This window comes from Nonomuraea sp. NPDC049725 (assembly GCF_040674795.1).
In the GTDB taxonomy this organism is placed as follows: Bacteria; Actinomycetota; Actinomycetes; order Streptosporangiales; family Streptosporangiaceae; genus Nonomuraea; species Nonomuraea ceibae.
Genome location: NZ_JBFANJ010000017.1, coordinates 108,385 through 125,443, shown reverse-complemented (window position 1 = coordinate 125,443; position 17,059 = coordinate 108,385). Strand labels below are relative to the sequence as shown.

At 71.2% G+C, this 17,059-nt stretch carries 15 protein-coding genes; 11 read left to right on the top strand and 4 right to left on the bottom strand.

What is annotated here, in order from left to right; translation table 11 throughout:
* Positions 1–8: 8 nt before the first annotated feature.
* From AB0J53_RS35410 to AB0J53_RS35390, 5 genes are all read left to right on the top strand, one after another.
* Positions 9–1,412, top strand: a complete 1,404-nt coding sequence (locus AB0J53_RS35410) for an aminobutyraldehyde dehydrogenase (protein WP_364180502.1) — start codon at positions 9–11, stop codon at positions 1,410–1,412.
* 178 nt (positions 1,413–1,590) lie between these two features.
* Positions 1,591–4,914: a nitrate- and nitrite sensing domain-containing protein gene (locus AB0J53_RS35405; RefSeq protein ID WP_364180384.1), complete on the top strand. Its 3,324-nt coding sequence runs from the start codon at positions 1,591–1,593 to the stop codon at positions 4,912–4,914.
* 5 nt (positions 4,915–4,919) lie between these two features.
* The gene (locus tag AB0J53_RS35400; protein ID WP_197093780.1) at positions 4,920–5,333 is read left to right on the top strand and encodes a roadblock/LC7 domain-containing protein; all 414 of its coding nucleotides are present in this window, start codon (positions 4,920–4,922) and stop codon (positions 5,331–5,333) included.
* Between the two features lie 20 nt (positions 5,334–5,353).
* A complete protein-coding gene (locus AB0J53_RS35395) occupies positions 5,354–5,758 on the top strand; it encodes a DUF742 domain-containing protein (RefSeq protein WP_246646842.1) in 405 nt (134 codons plus the stop codon).
* The gene (locus tag AB0J53_RS35390) at positions 5,739–6,317 is read left to right on the top strand and encodes an ATP/GTP-binding protein (RefSeq protein WP_219518121.1); all 579 of its coding nucleotides are present in this window, start codon (positions 5,739–5,741) and stop codon (positions 6,315–6,317) included. The genes AB0J53_RS35395 and AB0J53_RS35390 overlap by 20 nt, the downstream gene beginning before the upstream one ends.
* A gap of 87 nt (positions 6,318–6,404) precedes the next feature.
* On the opposite strand, the gene AB0J53_RS35385 is transcribed toward AB0J53_RS35390, so the two are convergent.
* Complete coding sequence (locus AB0J53_RS35385; RefSeq protein ID WP_219518122.1) at positions 6,405–7,178, bottom strand: ABC transporter ATP-binding protein; 774 nt, start codon at positions 7,176–7,178, stop codon at positions 6,405–6,407.
* Between the two features lie 138 nt (positions 7,179–7,316).
* On the opposite strand from AB0J53_RS35385, the gene AB0J53_RS35380 reads away from it, so the two are divergent.
* The gene (locus tag AB0J53_RS35380) at positions 7,317–7,844 is read left to right on the top strand and encodes a pyridoxamine 5'-phosphate oxidase family protein (RefSeq protein ID WP_219518123.1); all 528 of its coding nucleotides are present in this window, start codon (positions 7,317–7,319) and stop codon (positions 7,842–7,844) included.
* On the opposite strand, the gene AB0J53_RS35375 is transcribed toward AB0J53_RS35380, so the two are convergent.
* From AB0J53_RS35375 to AB0J53_RS35365, 3 genes are all read right to left on the bottom strand, one after another.
* Positions 7,771–8,553, bottom strand: coding sequence for an ABC transporter permease (locus tag AB0J53_RS35375; protein WP_364180380.1), 783 nt, complete (start codon positions 8,551–8,553; stop codon positions 7,771–7,773). The genes AB0J53_RS35380 and AB0J53_RS35375 overlap by 74 nt on opposite strands.
* A gap of 539 nt (positions 8,554–9,092) precedes the next feature.
* The gene (locus tag AB0J53_RS35370; protein WP_364180378.1) at positions 9,093–9,908 is read right to left on the bottom strand and encodes an ABC transporter permease; all 816 of its coding nucleotides are present in this window, start codon (positions 9,906–9,908) and stop codon (positions 9,093–9,095) included.
* Positions 9,905–10,906 (bottom strand): ABC transporter substrate-binding protein, encoded by a 1,002-nt coding sequence (locus tag AB0J53_RS35365; RefSeq protein ID WP_219512136.1) that lies wholly within the window; start codon positions 10,904–10,906, stop codon positions 9,905–9,907. Before AB0J53_RS35365 ends, AB0J53_RS35370 begins: the two co-directional genes overlap by 4 nt.
* Before the next feature lie 517 nt (positions 10,907–11,423).
* Between AB0J53_RS35365 and AB0J53_RS35360 the strand changes: the two genes are divergently transcribed.
* From AB0J53_RS35360 to AB0J53_RS35340, 5 genes are all read left to right on the top strand, one after another.
* Positions 11,424–14,180, top strand: coding sequence for a nitrate- and nitrite sensing domain-containing protein (locus AB0J53_RS35360; protein ID WP_364180375.1), 2,757 nt, complete (start codon positions 11,424–11,426; stop codon positions 14,178–14,180).
* The gene (locus AB0J53_RS35355) at positions 14,177–14,599 is read left to right on the top strand and encodes a roadblock/LC7 domain-containing protein (RefSeq protein WP_219512126.1); all 423 of its coding nucleotides are present in this window, start codon (positions 14,177–14,179) and stop codon (positions 14,597–14,599) included. Before AB0J53_RS35360 ends, AB0J53_RS35355 begins: the two co-directional genes overlap by 4 nt.
* Before the next feature lie 58 nt (positions 14,600–14,657).
* Complete coding sequence (locus AB0J53_RS35350) at positions 14,658–15,005, top strand: DUF742 domain-containing protein (RefSeq protein WP_049565051.1); 348 nt, start codon at positions 14,658–14,660, stop codon at positions 15,003–15,005.
* A 13-nt stretch (positions 15,006–15,018) separates the two neighbouring features.
* A complete protein-coding gene (locus AB0J53_RS35345) occupies positions 15,019–15,579 on the top strand; it encodes an ATP/GTP-binding protein (RefSeq protein WP_219512166.1) in 561 nt (186 codons plus the stop codon).
* A 101-nt stretch (positions 15,580–15,680) separates the two neighbouring features.
* On the top strand, positions 15,681–17,057 hold the full coding sequence (locus AB0J53_RS35340) for an aldehyde dehydrogenase family protein (protein ID WP_364180373.1): 1,377 nt from the start codon (positions 15,681–15,683) through the stop codon (positions 17,055–17,057).
* Positions 17,058–17,059 lie beyond the last annotated feature (2 nt).

Here is a 17,059-nt window from a genome sequence, read left to right as displayed (position 1 = left end):
AGGGAAAGATATCCATGCGTGAATTGATCAACCCGGCCACCGGTCTCGTGTGCGCCGAGGTCCCCGACAGCTCCGTGGAGGCCGTGGCCGCCGCCGTCCGGCGGGCCAGGGACGCCTACGCCGAGTGGGCGCAGACGACGCCCGCCGAGCGCTCGCGGCTGCTGCTGCGGCTCGCGGATCTGGTGGAGGCCGACGCTGAGGAGCTGACGCGGCTGGAGGTCGAGGAGACGGGCAAGCCGGCGGCCGTGTTCAGGGACGGCGAGCTGCCGTTCGCGGCCGACAACCTGCGCTTCTTCGCCGGGGCCGCCCGCTCGCTCGACGGGACCGGCGCCGGGGTGTTCAGCGCCGGTTACACCTCGGTCCTGCTGCGCCGCCCCGTCGGGGTGGTCGGGTCGATCGCGCCGTGGAACTTCCCGTTCATCATGGCCGTGTGGAAGGTCGGCCCGGCCGTCGCGGCGGGCAACGCGGTGGTGATCAAGCCGGCCCCGCAGACGCCGCGCACGACGCTGCGGCTGGCCGAGCTGTTCGCGAAGGCGGGCGCGCCCGACGGGCTCGTCCAGGTCGTCACCGGCGGCGCGGACGTCGGCCAGGCCCTGGTCACCGACCCGGGCGTGGACATGGTGAGCGTGACCGGCTCGACCGAGACCGGCCGGGCCGTCATGACCGGCGCGGCCGGCACGCTCAAGCGGGTGCACCTGGAGCTCGGCGGCAAGGCCCCCGCGCTCGTCTTCGAGGACGCCGACCTGGCCGAGGCGGCGCGCGGCGTGTCGATGGGCGCCACCTACAACACCGGTCAGGACTGTACGGCGGCTACGCGCGTGTACGTCGCCCGCGAGGTCTACGGTGACGCCGTGGAGGCGTTTCGGGCAACTCTTGCCGAAATCTCGGTGGGTGACCCCTGGGACCCGGCCACCGACATCGGCCCGCTCATCTCCGCCGCGCACCGCGACCGGGTGCACGGCTTTGTCTCCCGCTCGGGCGGCCGGGTGCTGCACGGAGGCGCCCCGATCGAGGGTCCCGGCTTCTACTACCCGCCCACGCTTGTGACCGATGTCGCACAGGAGAGCGAGATCGTCCAGGGGGAGCTGTTCGGCCCGGTCCTCGTGGTGCTGCCGTTCGACGGCGAGGACGAGGCGGTCCGGCTGGCCAACGACACGCCCTACGGTCTCGCCTCGTCGGTCTGGTCGCGTGACGTGGCCCGCGCGATGCGGGTGTCGCACCGCCTGGACGTGGGCGTGACCTGGGTGAATGATCATCTCCCGATCGCCAGCGAGGCGCCTCACGGCGGCGTCAAGGGCAGCGGCTTCGGCAAGGACATGAGCCAGGAAGCGGTCCAGGAGTACGCGGTGACCCGTCACCTAATGATCAAGCACGCGGCCCCGGTCGAGCGGGACTCGTTCCGTCCGGCCTGAAAAACGTGGACGGCGATAAGTCCCCCAAACGGCACACCTGGGGGACTTTGATGGGATATGTTCGGTTGGCCGATCTGGTACGGGTTGTGTTCCAATTACCCAGCCCGGCAGAATCCCATGCGCCACACGCGTGTCTGATTTTCTTCGAGCACGTTACGGCGAGAGGTTGCGAGAGTCAGTGAGGACGGAAAACCCCAAGCACACGAGGCCGGGGGAGTACACAGGCGGACGGTTCCGGCTGGCCAACTGGCGCGTGCGCTCGCGGCTGGTCGCCCTGATCCTCATCCCCACGGTCGTCGGCGTGCTGCTCGCCGGCCTTCAGCTGGCCAGCGCCATCGGCACCAGCGCCGAGTACCGCCGCCTCACCCAGGTGGCCGAGCTCGTGCAGCGGGTCGGGGCGCTCTCCCACGAGCTGGGCAAGGAGCGCACGCTCACCGCGTGGTACCTGTCCGACGGCCGCCGCGCCGGCCGCCTGGCCCAGCTCCGCACTCAGCGTGGAACGGTCGATTCCGCGCTGAAGAAGGTCCTCGACGCCTCCGCCGCGATCGACGCCTCCCACTCCGCGCGTGTCCGCAGCCAGGTCGAGGAGATCCGCCGCTGGCTCAACGGCCTCGACGGTCTGCGCAAGTCCATGGTCGGCGAGAGCACCCCGCCGCGCGCCACGATCAGCACGCTGTCGACGCTCATCGAGGTCCTGGGCGCGCTCCAGGACGACCTGAGCGAGGGCGTCACCGACGACGCCCTCCAGGGTGACGTCGCCGCCCTGGCCGCCATCCAGCGCGTCAAGGAAGAGGTCTCCCGCCAGCAGGGCATCCTCATCGTGGCCCTGGAGCAGCGCAGCCTCGACAACGACGACCTCTCCGACTTCCTCGGCTCCTGGAACCGCCAGCAGGACGAGCTGGCCCGGTTCGAGCAGGAAGCCGGCGAGCAGGACCTGCGCGCCTACCGGCAGAACGTGCGCGGCCAGCAGATCGACCGCGCCGACGCCATGCGCCAGCGCGCCCTGGCCCAGCTGCGCGAGTACGACACCATCCGGGACCTGGACAACACCACCCGCCAGGACATCAACGTCTGGTACAACAGCACGCTGCTGACCACCAACGCCATGCGCAAGGTCGAGGACGGCCTGGCGACCCGCGTCGTGACCCAGACCCGTGAGCTCAGCGACAGCGAGCAGCGCAACGCCATCATCTCCGGCGCGACCATCCTGGTCCTGCTCCTCCTCGTCCTGGTGATCACCACCCGGGTGGCCGGTTCGCTCGTGCGCCCGCTGCGCCGGCTGCGCGCCGAGGCCCTCCAGGTCGCCACCACGCGGCTGCCGGAGACGGTCCGCGTGCTGCGCGAGTCCGGCGACAGCGCCGAGGTGCCCGACGTGCCGTCGGTCGGCGTCAACACCCGCGACGAGATCGGGGAAGTGGCCCGGGCCTTCGACGAGGTCCACCGCGAGGCGATCCGGCTGGCCGGCGACGAGGCCAAGCTGCGCGCCAACGTCAACGCCATGTTCGTCAACCTCTCGCGCCGCAGCCAGACGCTGGTCGAACGGCAGCTCCAGCTCATCGAGGGCCTGGAGCAGGGCGAGGAGGACGAGAACCGGCTCGCCAACCTGTTCCGCCTGGACCACCTGGCCACCCGCATGCGCCGCAACAGCGAGAACCTGCTGGTTCTGGCCGGCCAGGAGGCCGCGCGCAAGTGGAGCGAGCCGGTCCCGCTCGTCGACGTCGCCCGCGCCTCGCTGTCGGAGGTCGAGGGCTACGAGCGGGTCCAGATCCAGATCCCGTCCAGCACCCAGGTCGCCGGCCCGGCCGTCACCGACGCCGTCCACCTGCTGGCCGAGCTGATCGAGAACGCCATCTCGTTCTCCCCCCGCGAGAGCAAGGTCCAGGTCACCAGCAACCCCACCGAGGGCGGCGTGCTCGTGACGATCAACGACCTGGGCATCGGCATGAGCCCCGAGGAGCTGGCCGAGGCCAACTGGCGCCTGGCCAACCCGCCGGTCGTGGACGTCGCCGTCTCGCGCCGCATGGGCCTGTTCGTGGTCGGCCGCCTGGCCCTGCGCCACGGCATCCGCGTCCAGCTCAAGATGCGCGAGCGCAACGGCCTGACCGCCCTGGTGCTGCTGCCCGACATGTTGCTCGTCGGCTCCCAGCCCGCCGGCGGCCCGCAGCCGCGCTCCCAGTACGACGCGTTCACCAGCTTCGACCCCGGCATGTTCGAGTCGGGCCAGTTCGACGCCGGCCAGCCGGCCGCGGCGAGCAACGGCACCGGCGTCTACGCCGCGCCGGCCGGCTTCGAGACCACCGACGTGCGCGGCACGCGCGACGTGCCGGTGGACACCGAGTGGCCCGGATCGCTGCCCGCGCCGGGCGGCGGCGAGGCGTGGCCGTCGTTCGGCGAGCCGCCCGCGCAGGAGACCCGGCAGGACCAGCCCTGGCCGTCCTTCGCCGAGCAGCCCCCGCCGGCCCCGGCGCAGGCTCCGCAGGTGCCCGCGCAGCAGCAGGAGGAGCCGCGCTGGCCGTCGTTCGCCACCGAGCCGCCCCCGATGAAGGAGGAGCCGCGCTGGTCCTCGTTCGCCGAGGAGCCGCCGGCGGCGAAGGAGGAGCCGCGCTGGCCGTCCTTCGCCGAGGAGCCGCCGCCCCTCCAGCAGGACGAGCCGCGCTGGCCGTCGTTCGCGACCGAGCCGCCCGCGATGAAGCAGGACCCCCAGCAGGACGAGAGCCGCTGGACGTCCTTCGCCGACCCGCTCCCGCGCCGCGACCCCCTCGGCGACGAGCTGCCCCGCCGCGACTCGTTCGGCGAGGACCTGCCGCGCCGCGAGGAGCTGCCGCGCCGCGACGCCGCCTTCGGGGCCGAGCCCGGCAGGTCCGCGTTCGGGGACGACGACCGGCCCTGGCCGTCGTTCGCCGAGGGCCCCAAGCCCGGCGACGCCGGCTACAACCCGTTCGGTCCCGGCGACTACTCCTCCCAGGACCTGACCGGCCCGCTTCCCGTGGTGCGCAGCTCGCCCATGGAGGAGCAGAGCGAGGAGTTCCTGCCGATCTTCTCCTCGGTGGGCTCCGACTGGTTCCGCCGGCCCGACCCCTCGGAGCCGGCCGCGCCCGCCGAGGCGGCCGAGCCGGAGTCCCCGGCGCCCGCGCCCCTGGCCGCCGAGCCCGCCGCGCCGTCGGCGCCGTCAGCGTCCGCCGGAAGGTCGGCGCTGCCGCAGCGCCGGCCGGGCCAGTCGGGCGCCGGCGCCTCATGGTCCTCTCCCGCTGACAGCGGCTGGCAGGCCGCCGAGGCGGCGGCCAAGCCCGCCCAGGCCGGCACCACCGCATCCGGCCTGCCGCGCCGCGTGCCCAAGGCCAACCTGGTGCCGGGTACGGCCAGCCTCGCGGAACCGCCGGTCACCTCACCGGCGCCGCAGATCTCTCCTGAGCGCCTGCGGAGCCGGCTGTCCAGCTTCCAGCAAGGTGTACGGCAAGGCCGCGCGTTCACTCGCGGAGAAGAGAATGAGGAGGAGAAATGAGAGAGCTGAGCCAGGGAGCGCGTGGCATCAACTGGCTGATCACTGATTTCGTCAACAACGTGCCCGGTGTCGCGCACACCGTGGTGGTGTCGTCCGACGGCCTTCCGCTGGCCTTCTCCGAGGGGTTCCCCAAGGACCGGGCCGACCAGCTCGCCGCGGTGGCCTCGGGCGTGATCAGCTTGACCCAGGGCGCGGCGCGCGTGTTCGAGGGCGGGATGGTGACCCAGACCGTCATCGAGATGCAGCGCGGGCTGTTGATGATCATGTCGATCAGCGACGGCTCGTGCCTGGCCGTGCTGGCCGCGCCCGACTGTGACATGGGCCTGGTGGCCTACCAGATGACGCTGCTGGTCGAGCGTGCCGGGCAGGTGCTCACGCCGGCCGTACGCGCAGAACTGCAGGCGGCCCGCCCCCGCTAGACGGGCGGTGACAGGAGATCATGGTGTCAGGTCAGGGTTGGGCTGGTGATAGCACTCCGCCGCATCCGTCGGCTCCCCGTGCGCCGAAATCAAGTTCCCTGGTACGGCCTTACGCCGTGACCGGGGGGCGTACGGCCCCGCGGATGAAGTTCGCCATGGAGGCGCTGGTGTCCTCCGTGACGTCCGAATACCAAGACATTTCCCTACTAAGTCCGGAATATCAGGCGATCATCCAACTGACACGGAACGTTCGGTCGGTTGCTGAGATCTCCGCCCTTTTACGGCAGCCTCTCGGGGTGGTCCGGGTGCTGATCGCCGACATGGCGTCGGAAGGCCTGATCCGCGTGCACCAGCCTGCTCTGGACGCGGGCAAGCCGGACCTCAACCTGCTCGAAAGGGTGCTCAGTGGACTTCGCAGGCTCTAGCCCCGGCCTAACCTCGACGAAGATCGTCGTGGCCGGCGGCTTCGGCGTGGGCAAGACGACGTTCGTGAAGGCGGTGTCCGAGATCCTGCCGCTCACCACGGAGGCGGTGATGACGGACGCGTCGGCCGGAGTGGACGACGTCTCGCTCACGCCGAACAAGACGACGACGACCGTGGCCATGGACTTCGGCCGGGTGTCGCTGGACAGGGAGCTGATCCTCTACCTGTTCGGCACGCCAGGACAGCACCGGTTCTGGTTCATGTGGGACGACCTCGTACGCGGCGCCATCGGGGCCGTCGTGCTGGTCGACACCCGCCGGCTGGCCGACAGCTTCCCGGCCATCGACTACTTCGAAGAGGCGAAGCTGCCGTTCATCATCGGGATCAACGGCTGGGACGGGCAGTTCGCGCACGCGGAGGAGGAGGTGCGTGAGGCGCTCTCGCTGGGCGGCCACACGCCCATCGTCCGCCTGGACGCCCGCTCCCGCGACTCGGTCAAGGCCACGCTGATCACGCTGGTCGAGCACGCGCTGGCCCGCCACATGCACGCCCCGGCCTGACCGTCGCAGTCCCGCCCGCCGTGCCGCCAGACCTCAGGTCCGGCGGCACGCGGCGTCAGCGGGCCCTTTTCAGGTCGGTACGCCCTCTCAGTGGGTGAGGGAGTGGCCGCGGACCAGGCGGCCGACCTCGGCGCGCAGGTGCACGAAGTCGTGGTGCTCCCGCGTGGAGATCTGGTCGCGGGGCTCGGGCAGCTCGACCTTGAGGTCGCCCACCACGTGCGCGGGCGCCTTGGACAGCACCACCACGCGGTCGCCCACGTAGACGCTCTCGTCGATGTCGTGCGTGATGAGCACGATCGTCATCTGGTGGTGGCTGCGCACCTTCAGCACGAGGTCCTCGAGGTCCTCGCGGGTCTGCGCGTCGACCGACCCGAACGGCTCGTCCATCAGCATCAGCTTCGGCCGGTACGCCAGCGCGCGGGCGATCGCCACCCGCTGCTGCATGCCGCCCGAAAGCTGGAACGGGTATTTGCGCCCGGCCTCGGACAGGCCGACCGACTCCAGCGCCTCCTGGGCGGCCTCGCGGCGCGCCTTCTTGTCCATGCCCTTGCGCCGCAACGGCAGCGCCACATTGTCGGCCACCGACATCCACGGAAACAGCGAACGGCTGTAATCCTGGAAAACCACGGCCAGATTGTCGGGCGTCTGCTTCACCAGCACGCCGTCGACCTTGATCTGCCCGCCGGTGGGGGTGATGAGCCCGGCGATGGACCGCAGCAGCGTGGACTTCCCGCATCCGGACGGCCCGACGATGCACAGCAGCTCGCCCTCGGCCACGCTGAGGTTGAGCCCGTCGATGGCGTGGTGCTCGTTCGGTCCGCCGCCACCGTAGACGTGGGTGAGGTTGTCTATCTCGAGCAAGGGATTTCCTAGGGATGGGTCCAGAGATAACACGGCGACTCTATCGAAGGGGACATTCCTTGCACATGGTAAGGAAGAGGTGCTCTGCCCCATTTCTTCTGTTTATTGCTCTCATCTGTCTGTAGTGTGAAGGACCTGATGGACGGCTTCAGCGAGGCGGAGCTCGCTTACCTGCGCGAACACGACCTGGCGAGGCTGGCGACGGCCACGGCCGCCGGGGCGCCCCACGTCGTACCCGTCCGCATCCACCTCGGCGTCCAGCTCGGAGGCGACCGCGCGGGCGGCAACGGGTCCCCGGACGGCGAACGGCCCCTGGTGATCGGCGTCGGCTCGCTGCGGCTGCCCGGCGGCCCCCGCCACCGCCTCTACCGGCAGCACGTCGAGGAGAACGACCAGCTCGCGCTCGTCGTCGACGACTTCACCCCCGACGGGCCGCGCGGCGTCGCCGTCCACGGCATCGGCCGCGTCCACCCCGACGGCGGCGACCGGCTCGACAACCGCTTCGAGCCGGTCTGGCTCGCGATCGTGCCCACCTGGATCTCCTCCTGGGGGATCGACACGCCGCCCATGGACCCGCCCCACAGCCGCCACGTCAGGTCTCCAGCCGCCGCTCGTGATGGTGCCAGGCCAGCACCCGCCGCTCCACGAGCAGGAACAACTCGTTGAGCAGATAGCCGAGAATGCCGAGCAGCACGATGCCCGCCCACATCGCCGGCAGGTTGAACGAGGAGTAGGCCACGGTGAGCTGGAAGCCGATGCCGTTCGTGGTGCCCGGCAGCAGCTCCGCGAACACGGTCACGATCAGCGACAGCGACAGGGCCAGCCGCAGCCCGGCGAAGATCTTCGGCAGCGCCGACGGCAGCACGATCCGGAAGACCCGTTCGGCCCGCGACAGCCGGAACGCCTGCCCGGTGTCCAGATGCAGCGGCTCCACCGAACGCGCCCCGTCAGCCGTGTTGAGCAGCACCGGCCACACGATGCTGAACATGATGAACGCGAGCTGCATCTTCAGCCCGAACCCGAACACCACCAGGAACACCGTCACCAACGCCGGCGGCGGGATCGCCCGCAGAAACTGCAGCACGCCGTCGAGATAGTCGTACACCCGCGCCGACAGGCCCAGCGCCAGCCCGAGCGCCACCCCGGCCGCCGCCCCGCCCACCAGCCCACCGGCCATCCGGCCCAGGCTCGGCAGCACGTTCTCCACGGCCAGCTCGGTCAGGAACAACCGGTCGGGCGGGCCGGAGAACCACATGGCGTGCATCCGCGTCGCGATCGTCGACGGCGGCGGGAAGAACGCGCTCCCGGCCGCCCGCGTGGCCCACTCCCACACGGCCACCAGCACCACGAGCAGCAACCACCGGGAAGCCACCACCCGCCAAACCCGCCCCGCCATTCCCTGACGACCCCGCCGCCCTGCAGCCCGCCCCTGACCGATCAGGTCGCCCCGGGCTCGGTTGCCTCCGCCATCGGGCGGCCCGCTCGCGGGTCCGTCGGTCTCGCGCTGCCCGGTACCGGGCTGGGCGCGGCCATGCCGCCCGCCGGCCCGTGCTACGTCGGCTTGGCCCCTGTCGGGCCGGGCGCGTCCGCCCTCGGGCGGCTCGCCCGAGGGTCCGTCGCCCTCGCGCTGCACGGCCTGGGTGCGGCCATGTCGCCCGCCGGGGCGGCCCTCGCCGGTGGGGTCACCGGCGACGCGCCTCCCCCCGCCGTTGCCCGCGCCGTTTGCGGGCTCGGGGTCCTCGCCAGGGCGGGTAGGGGCATGCCGTCCGCCTGCGTTGGGGGACCGGTCCTCGTCGGGCGGGGTGATGTGGGGGTGGTCAGGGGACGGGGTGGGGAGGGGTGGGTTGGCGTCCGGGGTGCGGGTGGGGTGGGCGGAGTCGGGGAAGCGGCCGCGGGCCGGGGGCGGTGGGGCGGTCATGAGAGGCCTCCGTTCCGGGCGTGGTGCCAGCGGAAGAGCCTGCGCTCGGCGGCCACCAGGAGGGCGTTGACCACGACGCCGAACAGCCCGACCCAGACGACCCCGGCCAGGATGTCGTCCATGCGCGCCGGTACGGCGATGCCCGCGAAGTAGATGAACACGCCGACGCCCTCTCCCCGCCCGGCGACGATCTCGGTGCTCACGGTCAGGATGAGCGCGACGCCGGTGGCCAGCCTGAAGCCCGTCATGATGAACGGCGCCGCCGAGGGCAGCGAGACCCGCCACAGCACTGCCAGCGGGCCGAATCCGTACGACCTGAGGGTCTCCTTGGCGACGGGGTCGACGCCGCGCAGGCCGTACATCGTGTTGTAGAGGATGGGCCACAGCGCCGCGTAGATCACCAGGGTGACGCGGAGCTGCAGGCCGGTGCCGATGACGAGGGCCACCAGCGGGATGAGGGCCACCGACGGGATGGGCCGCATGAACTCGACGATGGCCCGGGTGGCGGAGTCGATCACCGGGACGCTGCCGAGCAGCAGGCCGAGCGGGACGGCGACGAGGGCGGCGATGCCGAGGCCGATGGCCCAGGCGAGCATGCTGGTGGCGGCGTGGGCGCGGAAGGCGGGGTCGAGGAGCAGCCCGCCGGCCCGCTGGAGGATCTCCGAGGCGGGCGGCAGGAAGGCGGCGGAGACGAGCTCGGCCCGGCCGAGCGCTTCGAACAGGGCGGCGAAGACGAGTGCCCCGGCCGCCCGGCGCGTCCACCGTGCGGTGGCCGTGTTCGGGCGGTCGCGGACGAGGGCGGGCGCGCTCACCCTGACGTGGTGGGGGACATCAGCGAGGCGACGTCGATCTCCTTGGTGAGCCACTTGGCTTCGTGCATCCAGTCGGCGACCCGCTGCAGCCGCACCGGGTTGTCGGAGCTGGAGAACAAGGGGAACGTCACGGTCGCGGCTGTGGCCTTGTCGATCTGGGTGAAGTTGGGCAGCACGTCGGCCACCACCTCACGGTTGTTCTCCATGAGCTTGGCGGCGTTGTGGAGGGCGCGCTGGAACGCCGCGGCTGTCTTGGGATATTTGTCGTACCATTCCTGAGTACTGACATAGCCGGAAATGGGGAATTCGGCCGCGGGTCCTGAGGCCGGATCCAGGATCTTTCTGGCGCCCATTGACGAGGTCGCGGCGGTGACCATCGGCTCGCCGAGATAGGCCGCGTCGAGCTGGCCCTTCTGCCAGGCGGGCATGATGTTCTGGAACGTCACCTGAACGTACTTGATCTTCGCCGGATCGATGTTGTTGGCCTTCAGGACCTGCGTGAGCGCGAGCTCCTGGAAATTGTGCAGAACGTTCACGTTGATCGTCTTGCCTTCGAGGTCCTTCGGCGACCTGATCGGCGAATCAGGCAAAGCCATGATGCTCAGGGAGTCCGGGGCCGCGCGGGAGCCTTCGGCCAGGATGCGCAGCTTCAGCGCGCCTTGGTCGTGGGCCTGGAACATCGACACGTAATTGCCGAACATGGCGTCGATCTCACCGTTGAGCAACATCGGAATGGCCTCGGGCGACGCCTGGACGATTTGCGGCGTGACCTTGAGTCCTTCCTTCTCGAAGAGCTTCTGGTCAATGGCCACGTACATGGCCGCGGTGTCGATGGCCGGCAGGCCCGCGACCTTGAGCTCCGTCTTCTCCAGGCCGCCCGCGTCGGCGGCGGTGGAGGACTTCGGAGCGGCGGACTCCGGCTCGGCGGTGCAGGCGGCGATTCCCAGCGCCAGGGCAAACCCGATGACGGCGACTCTGCTGGAACGGGCAAGCCTCATGTCGGGGACTCCTTTCACGAGGGGGGGTGTGGAGCCTGGAGGGGTAGGGGGGTGCTGTTACTCACGGGACGTGTGCCGTACGCACAACAAGCACTGACGGTAGCACCACATGGGGCGTCATCATCGCAAAAATAACATCTGTGGTTGCAAGGTCAGTTTGGCGCTATATCGTGGTCAATGACCCCATGAATTTCCAGTCTAGGTGCTTTTGCCTGATTTGGTGTGGTTCGTGAGAGCCGTGCCGTGAGTGAAGGGAGGGGCGACAGGCGGGGCTGTCTGTGGCGATGGCGAGCGATCTTTTGTTGGGACAAATACCCAATGAATGAGTCAATGCTGAATTCATAGTGTTTGGTGGTGGTAGTCGCCGTATGCTCAAAAGGCCCTCATCTCGATTTCACATAGTGCCCCCCACGGTCATCGAGATCCCCCTCAGGGGCGAGAGGTTGCGAAAGCAGTGAGTACGCAGAGCGCTGGTGCTTCCGTTGACCACGAGCCGCACGGCCATCAGAAGCGCAAGGTGCCCCGGCCGGCCAGATTCGGCCTGGGCAACTGGCATGTCCGATCACGCCTCGTCGCGCTGATCGTGGTCCCGACGGCGGTGGCGGTCGCGCTGGGTGGCCTGAACGTGGTCACCTCGCTCAGCGACGCCAACACCTACCAGACACTCAGAGAGGTCGCCGAGTTCAGCGAGAGCCTCGGCGCCGTCAGCCACGACCTCGCCTCCGAGAGGGACGAGACCGCGCTCTACATCGCCCAGGGGCGACCTCCGGCCAAGGAGCCACAGCTCAGAGGCACCTACGCCGGAGTCGACGACCTCATCGGGGAGGCCAAGCGGAGCGCCCAGGCGATCAACGACTCGCACGGTGACGCCGTACGACCCGTCCTGCGCCGCCTGGAGGAGATCTCCGCGCTGCGTGAGACGGCGGTCAAGGGCAAGATCCAGCCCCTGCCGATGATCGAGAAGTACACCCAGATCATCGCCGCGCTCGTGCAGTTCCACGACCAGGTCGGCCAGGTGGCGGTGGACGAGCAGGTCGCGCACAGCGCCGGCGCGATGGCCGCGATCGCCCGGGCCAAGGCCCAGTCGTCCAAGCAGCGCGGCATCCTGGCCGGAGCCCTGGACAACAAGGCGTTCGACGCGGGCGAGCTCGACTCGCTCACCGCCGCCAAGGCGCGTGAGGAGAGCGAGGTGACCCTGTTCGGCACGCTGGCCACGCAGGATCAGCTGGAGCTCTACCGCAACACCGTCGTCGGCCGCGACATCGACCAGACCGACCTGTTCACGCTGCGGGCGATGGCCCAGTCGGCGGAGAACAAGCCGCTCAGCATCGGCAGCCGCGACGTGGCCACCTGGTTCGACGTGAGCACCGGCAAGATCGACGCGTTGCGGAACGTGGAGAAGAGCATGTCCGCCTCCGTCATCCTGCGCGCCCGCGCGCTGGAGGACGCGGCCAACAGGTCGGCGCTCATCTCCGGCGTGCTCATCCTGATCCTGCTGGCCGTGGTGATCGCGATCATCTCGCTCATCGCCCGCTCGCTGATCAGGCCGCTGCGCAAGCTGCGGGGCGAGGCGCTGGAGGTGGCGGGCAAGCGGCTGCCCGAGACCGTGCGGACGCTGCGCGAGAGCGGCGACGGCGCGGTCCCGGCGGTCGCGCCGATCGGCGTCACCACCCACGACGAGATCGGCGAGGTGGCGCGGGCGTTCGACGAGGTGCACCGCGAGGCGGTCCGCCTGGCGGGGGAGGAGTCCCGTCTGCGCTCGAACGTGAACGCGATGTTCGTGAATCTTTCACGGCGTTCGCAGACGCTGGTGGAGCGTCAGATCACCCTGATCGACGGGCTGGAGCAGGGCGAGCAGGACGAGCAGCGGCTGGGCAACCTGTTCAAGCTGGACCACCTGGCGACCCGCATGCGTCGCAACAGCGAGAACCTGCTGGTCCTCGCCGGCCAGGACCCGCCGCGCCGGTGGAGCCAGCCGGTCAAGCTCGTCGACGTCGCCCGCGCCTCCCTGTCGGAGGTCGAGAACTACGAGCGGGTCCTGCTCCAGGTCCCCGACGGCATCTCGATCGCCGGCCAGGCCGTCAACGACATCATCCACCTGCTGGCCGAGCTGGTGGAGAACGCCCTGTCGTTCTCGCCCAGGGAGACGCGCGTCTCGCTGTCCGGGAGCAGGATCGACGGCGGCGGCGTCATGCTGTCCATCACCGACTCCGGCATCGGCATGACGCCGGAGGAGCTGGCCCAGGCCAACGACCGGCTGACCGACGCGCCCAGCATGGACGTGTCGGTGTCGCGGCGGATGGGCCTGTTCGTGGTCGCCAGGCTGGCCCACCGGCACGGCATCCGCGTCCAGCTCAGGCCGCACGGCGCGGGCGGGCTCACCGCGATGGTGCTGGTGCCCGAGTCGCTGCTCGCCCAGTCGCCCGCGCTGGCCGGCGCGTCCAGCGGCCCGCAGGAGGAGCCCTACACCGGACCGCAGCCGGCGCCCATGCCCTACCAGCTCGGCCCCGGCCACCCCTCCTACCCTTCCTATCCGTCCAACCCGGAGGGCCCCGGCTGGCCCGCCCCGCCCTGGCCGCCCGAGCAGCGCGGCCTCACCGGCAGCGGCTGGCCCGCCGACCCGCGCGGCAACAGCGGCAACAGCGGCGGCTTCGACTCCGCCGACGTGTGGATGCCCCCGCGCCCGCCCGGCGCCGGCAGCTCCGGGGGCTGGAACGGCTCGTCGGGCTCGCCGCCGCTGCCCCGGCGGCCGACGCCCGGCCCGCAGCTCGGCGACTGGACGCAGGCCGAGCGTCCCGACCCGCCGCTGCCGCCGGAACGGCCCAGGTACGACCTCCCCGAGCCGGAGAGCCCGGCCGGCAAGCCCGCCTCCGCCGGTGACGAGTACCTGCCGATCTACGCGGCGGTCGAGTCGGCCTGGTTCGAGCGGGGCGGCAGCGCGAGCTGGAGCTCGTCCAAGGCGGACGAGGGCTGGTCGGCCGCCAAGGCCGTGGTCGAGCCCGTGCGCGACGGCGCGACGGCCGCCGGGCTGCCGAAACGGGTGCCGAAGGCCAACCTGGTGCCCGGCTCGGCCGAGACCGCGACGGCCCCGTCGGGCGTCTCGCCGGTGCCGTCCGTGTCGCCGGACCGGGTGCGCTCCCGGCTGTCCAGTTTCCAGCAGGGCTTCCGCGCCGCCCGCGACGACATCAACGGCGGCCGCGCGAACGCCGGACCCGGATTCGGCCCGCCGCCCCGCTCCGCGGACGGCGGGGAAGGCCGCGAGGAGGAATCATGAACGAGCTGAGCCATGCCGCCCGTGGCGTGGACTGGTTGATCACCGATTTCGTGAGCACCGTCCCCGGTGTCGCGCACGCGGTGGTGGTGTCGTCCGACGGGCTGCCGCTGGCGGCCTCGTCGGGGTTCCCGGCGGACCGGGCCGACCAGCTCGCCGCGATCGCCTCCGGGCTCGTGTCGCTCACCGCGGGGGCGGCGCGGGTGTTCGAGGGCGGCGCGGTCAACCAGACGATCGTGGAGATGCAGCGCGGGCTCATGCTGATCATGTCCATCTCGGACGGGTCCTGCCTGGCCGTGCTGGCCGCTCCCGACTGCGACATGGGACTGGTGGCGTACCAGATGACGTTGATGGTCGAGCGCGCCGGACAGGTGCTCACGCCGGCGGTGCGCGCGGAGCTGCGCGCGTCCCAGACCAGGTGATGTGGTGACGGATCCACGATGGAACAGCGGCGGCTGGGAGCCGGAGTCCCAGCCGCGGCTGCAGGCCGACCCGGCCTCGCCGGTGCGGCCGTACGCGGTGACGGGGGGCCGCACGGCCCCCCGGGTCAAGCTGGCGATGGAGGCGCTGGTGTCGTCGGCGACGGCCGAGCACCGGGAGTTCTCGCACATCACGCCGGAATACCAGGCGATCTCCCAGCTCTGCCGGCAGGTGCGCTCGGTGGCCGAGGTCTCCGCCCTGCTGCGGATCCCGCTGGGAGTGGTTCGCGTGCTGATCGCGGATATGGCGGCGGAGGGCCTGGTGCGCGTGCACCAGCCCGCGCTGGACGCCGGTCAGCCGGATGTCGACTTGCTGGAGAGGGTGCTCAGTGGACTACGCAGGCTCTAGTTCGGGCGTGGGTCTGACTTCGACGAAGATCGTGGTGGCCGGTGGGTTCGGCGTGGGGAAGACGACGTTCGTGGGGGCCGTTTCGGAGATCATGCCGTTGACCACCGAGGCCGTGATGACCGACGCCTCGGCGGGCATCGACGACCTCGGCATGACGCCGCTGAAGTCCACCACCACCGTGGCGATGGACTTCGGCCGGGTGTCGCTCGACCGTGACCTCATCCTCTATCTGTTCGGCACGCCGGGGCAGCACCGGTTCTGGTTCATGTGGGACGACCTGGTGCGCGGCGCCATCGGCGCGGTCGTGCTGGTCGACACCCGGCGGCTGGCCGACAGCTTCCCGGCCATCGACTACTTCGAGGAGGCGCAGCTCCCCTTCATCGTCGGCGTCAACGGCTGGGACGGGCAGTACCCGCACAGCGACAGCGAGGTCCGCGACGCGCTCACGCTGGCCCCGCACATCCCGCTGATCCGGCTGGACGCCCGCTCCAAGGACTCGGTCAAGGGCGCGCTCATCCACCTGGTCGAGCACGCACTCAACATCAGGACCGCGGTGCCGGGCTGGAGCGGCTGAAGCCGTTGACGCGCCGCCGCCGGCATGATCACAATGGCGGCGGATCGCCTCCAGTCCGAGGGAGCACGCAGCATGGCCGCAGTCCGGGGCACGGCCCTGTCGTGATCAGGAACCCGCTCACCGGGCGGCCGGACCGGCCGCCCGCGCCCGTCCCGCCGGACCGGCTCGCCGCCACGGCGGCCGAGCTGCGCGCGCTCGCCCCCGCGTGGCGGGCCGCCGGGCGCGGTCCCGTCCTGACCCGGTTCGGGCAGGCGATCGCCGCCGACGACGACCTGCTCGCGGCGCTGGTGGCCGACACCGGGCGGGTCGCCGAGTCGGTGCTGGAGCGGCAGATCGTGGCCGGTCTCGTCGACCGATGGGTACGGGCCGCGCCCGCGCTGCTGGAGCCCCCGGCCGAGTTCCCCGCCTCGCTGCCCGGCGTCTTCGTCGGCGGCGACGCGGTCCCGTACGACCTGGTGGGGGTGATCAGCCCGTGGAACTTCCCGCTGCTGCTCGGCCTCATCGACGCGGTGCCGGCGCTGGCCGCCGGGTGCCCGGTGCTGGTCAAGCCGAGCGAGGTGACGCCGCGCTTCATCGAGCCGCTGATGCGGCTGGTGCCTGACGACCTGCCGCTGCGCGTCGTCGAGGGCGACGGCGAGACGGGCGCCGCGCTGGTCGGGCTGGCCGACGCCGTCGTGTTCACCGGCAGCGTGCCGACCGGGCGGCTGGTGGCCGAGGCCGCCGCCCGCGCGTTCGTGCCGGCCTTCCTGGAGCTGGGCGGCAAGGACCCGGCGATCGTGCTGGCCGGCGCCGACCTGGACCGGGCGGCCTCGGCCGTGCTGTGGGGCGGCACGGCCAACGCCGGGCAGTCCTGCCAGTCGATCGAGCGGATCTACGTCGAGCGGCCGGTGCACGACGAGTTCCTGGACCTGCTGGCCGGCAAGGCCGCCAAGGTGGGGCTGACCTGCGAGGGCGGGCCGATCGGGCCGATCATCGGGCCCGGCCGGGAGGACGTGATCGCCGCCCACCTGGCCGACGCGGTGGCCAAGGGCGCCGTCGTGCACACCGGCGGCACGGCCGAGCGCCACGGCGGCGGCCACTGGTTCCGGCCCGCCGTGCTGTCGCGCGTCGACCACTCGATGCTCGTCATGACCGAGGAGACGTTCGGGCCGGTGCTGCCCGTCATGGCGGCCGACCACGCCGACCACGCGGTGGCGCTGGCCAACGACTCGGTCTACGGCCTGTCGGCGGCCGTCTTCGCCGGCTCGGAGGAGCGCGCGCTGGCCGTCGCCGCCCGGATCAGGGCGGGCGCGATCAGCGTCAACGACGCCGCCCTGACCGCGCTCGTGCACGAGGGCGAGAAGCACTCCTTCCGCCTCTCCGGCCTCGGCGGCTCGCGCATGGGCGCCGCCTCCATCGGCCGCTTCCTGCGCCGCCGGGCCTTCCTGGTCAACCGATCCCACGCCGCCGACCCCTGGTGGCACCCGAGCGAGGAGTGAGA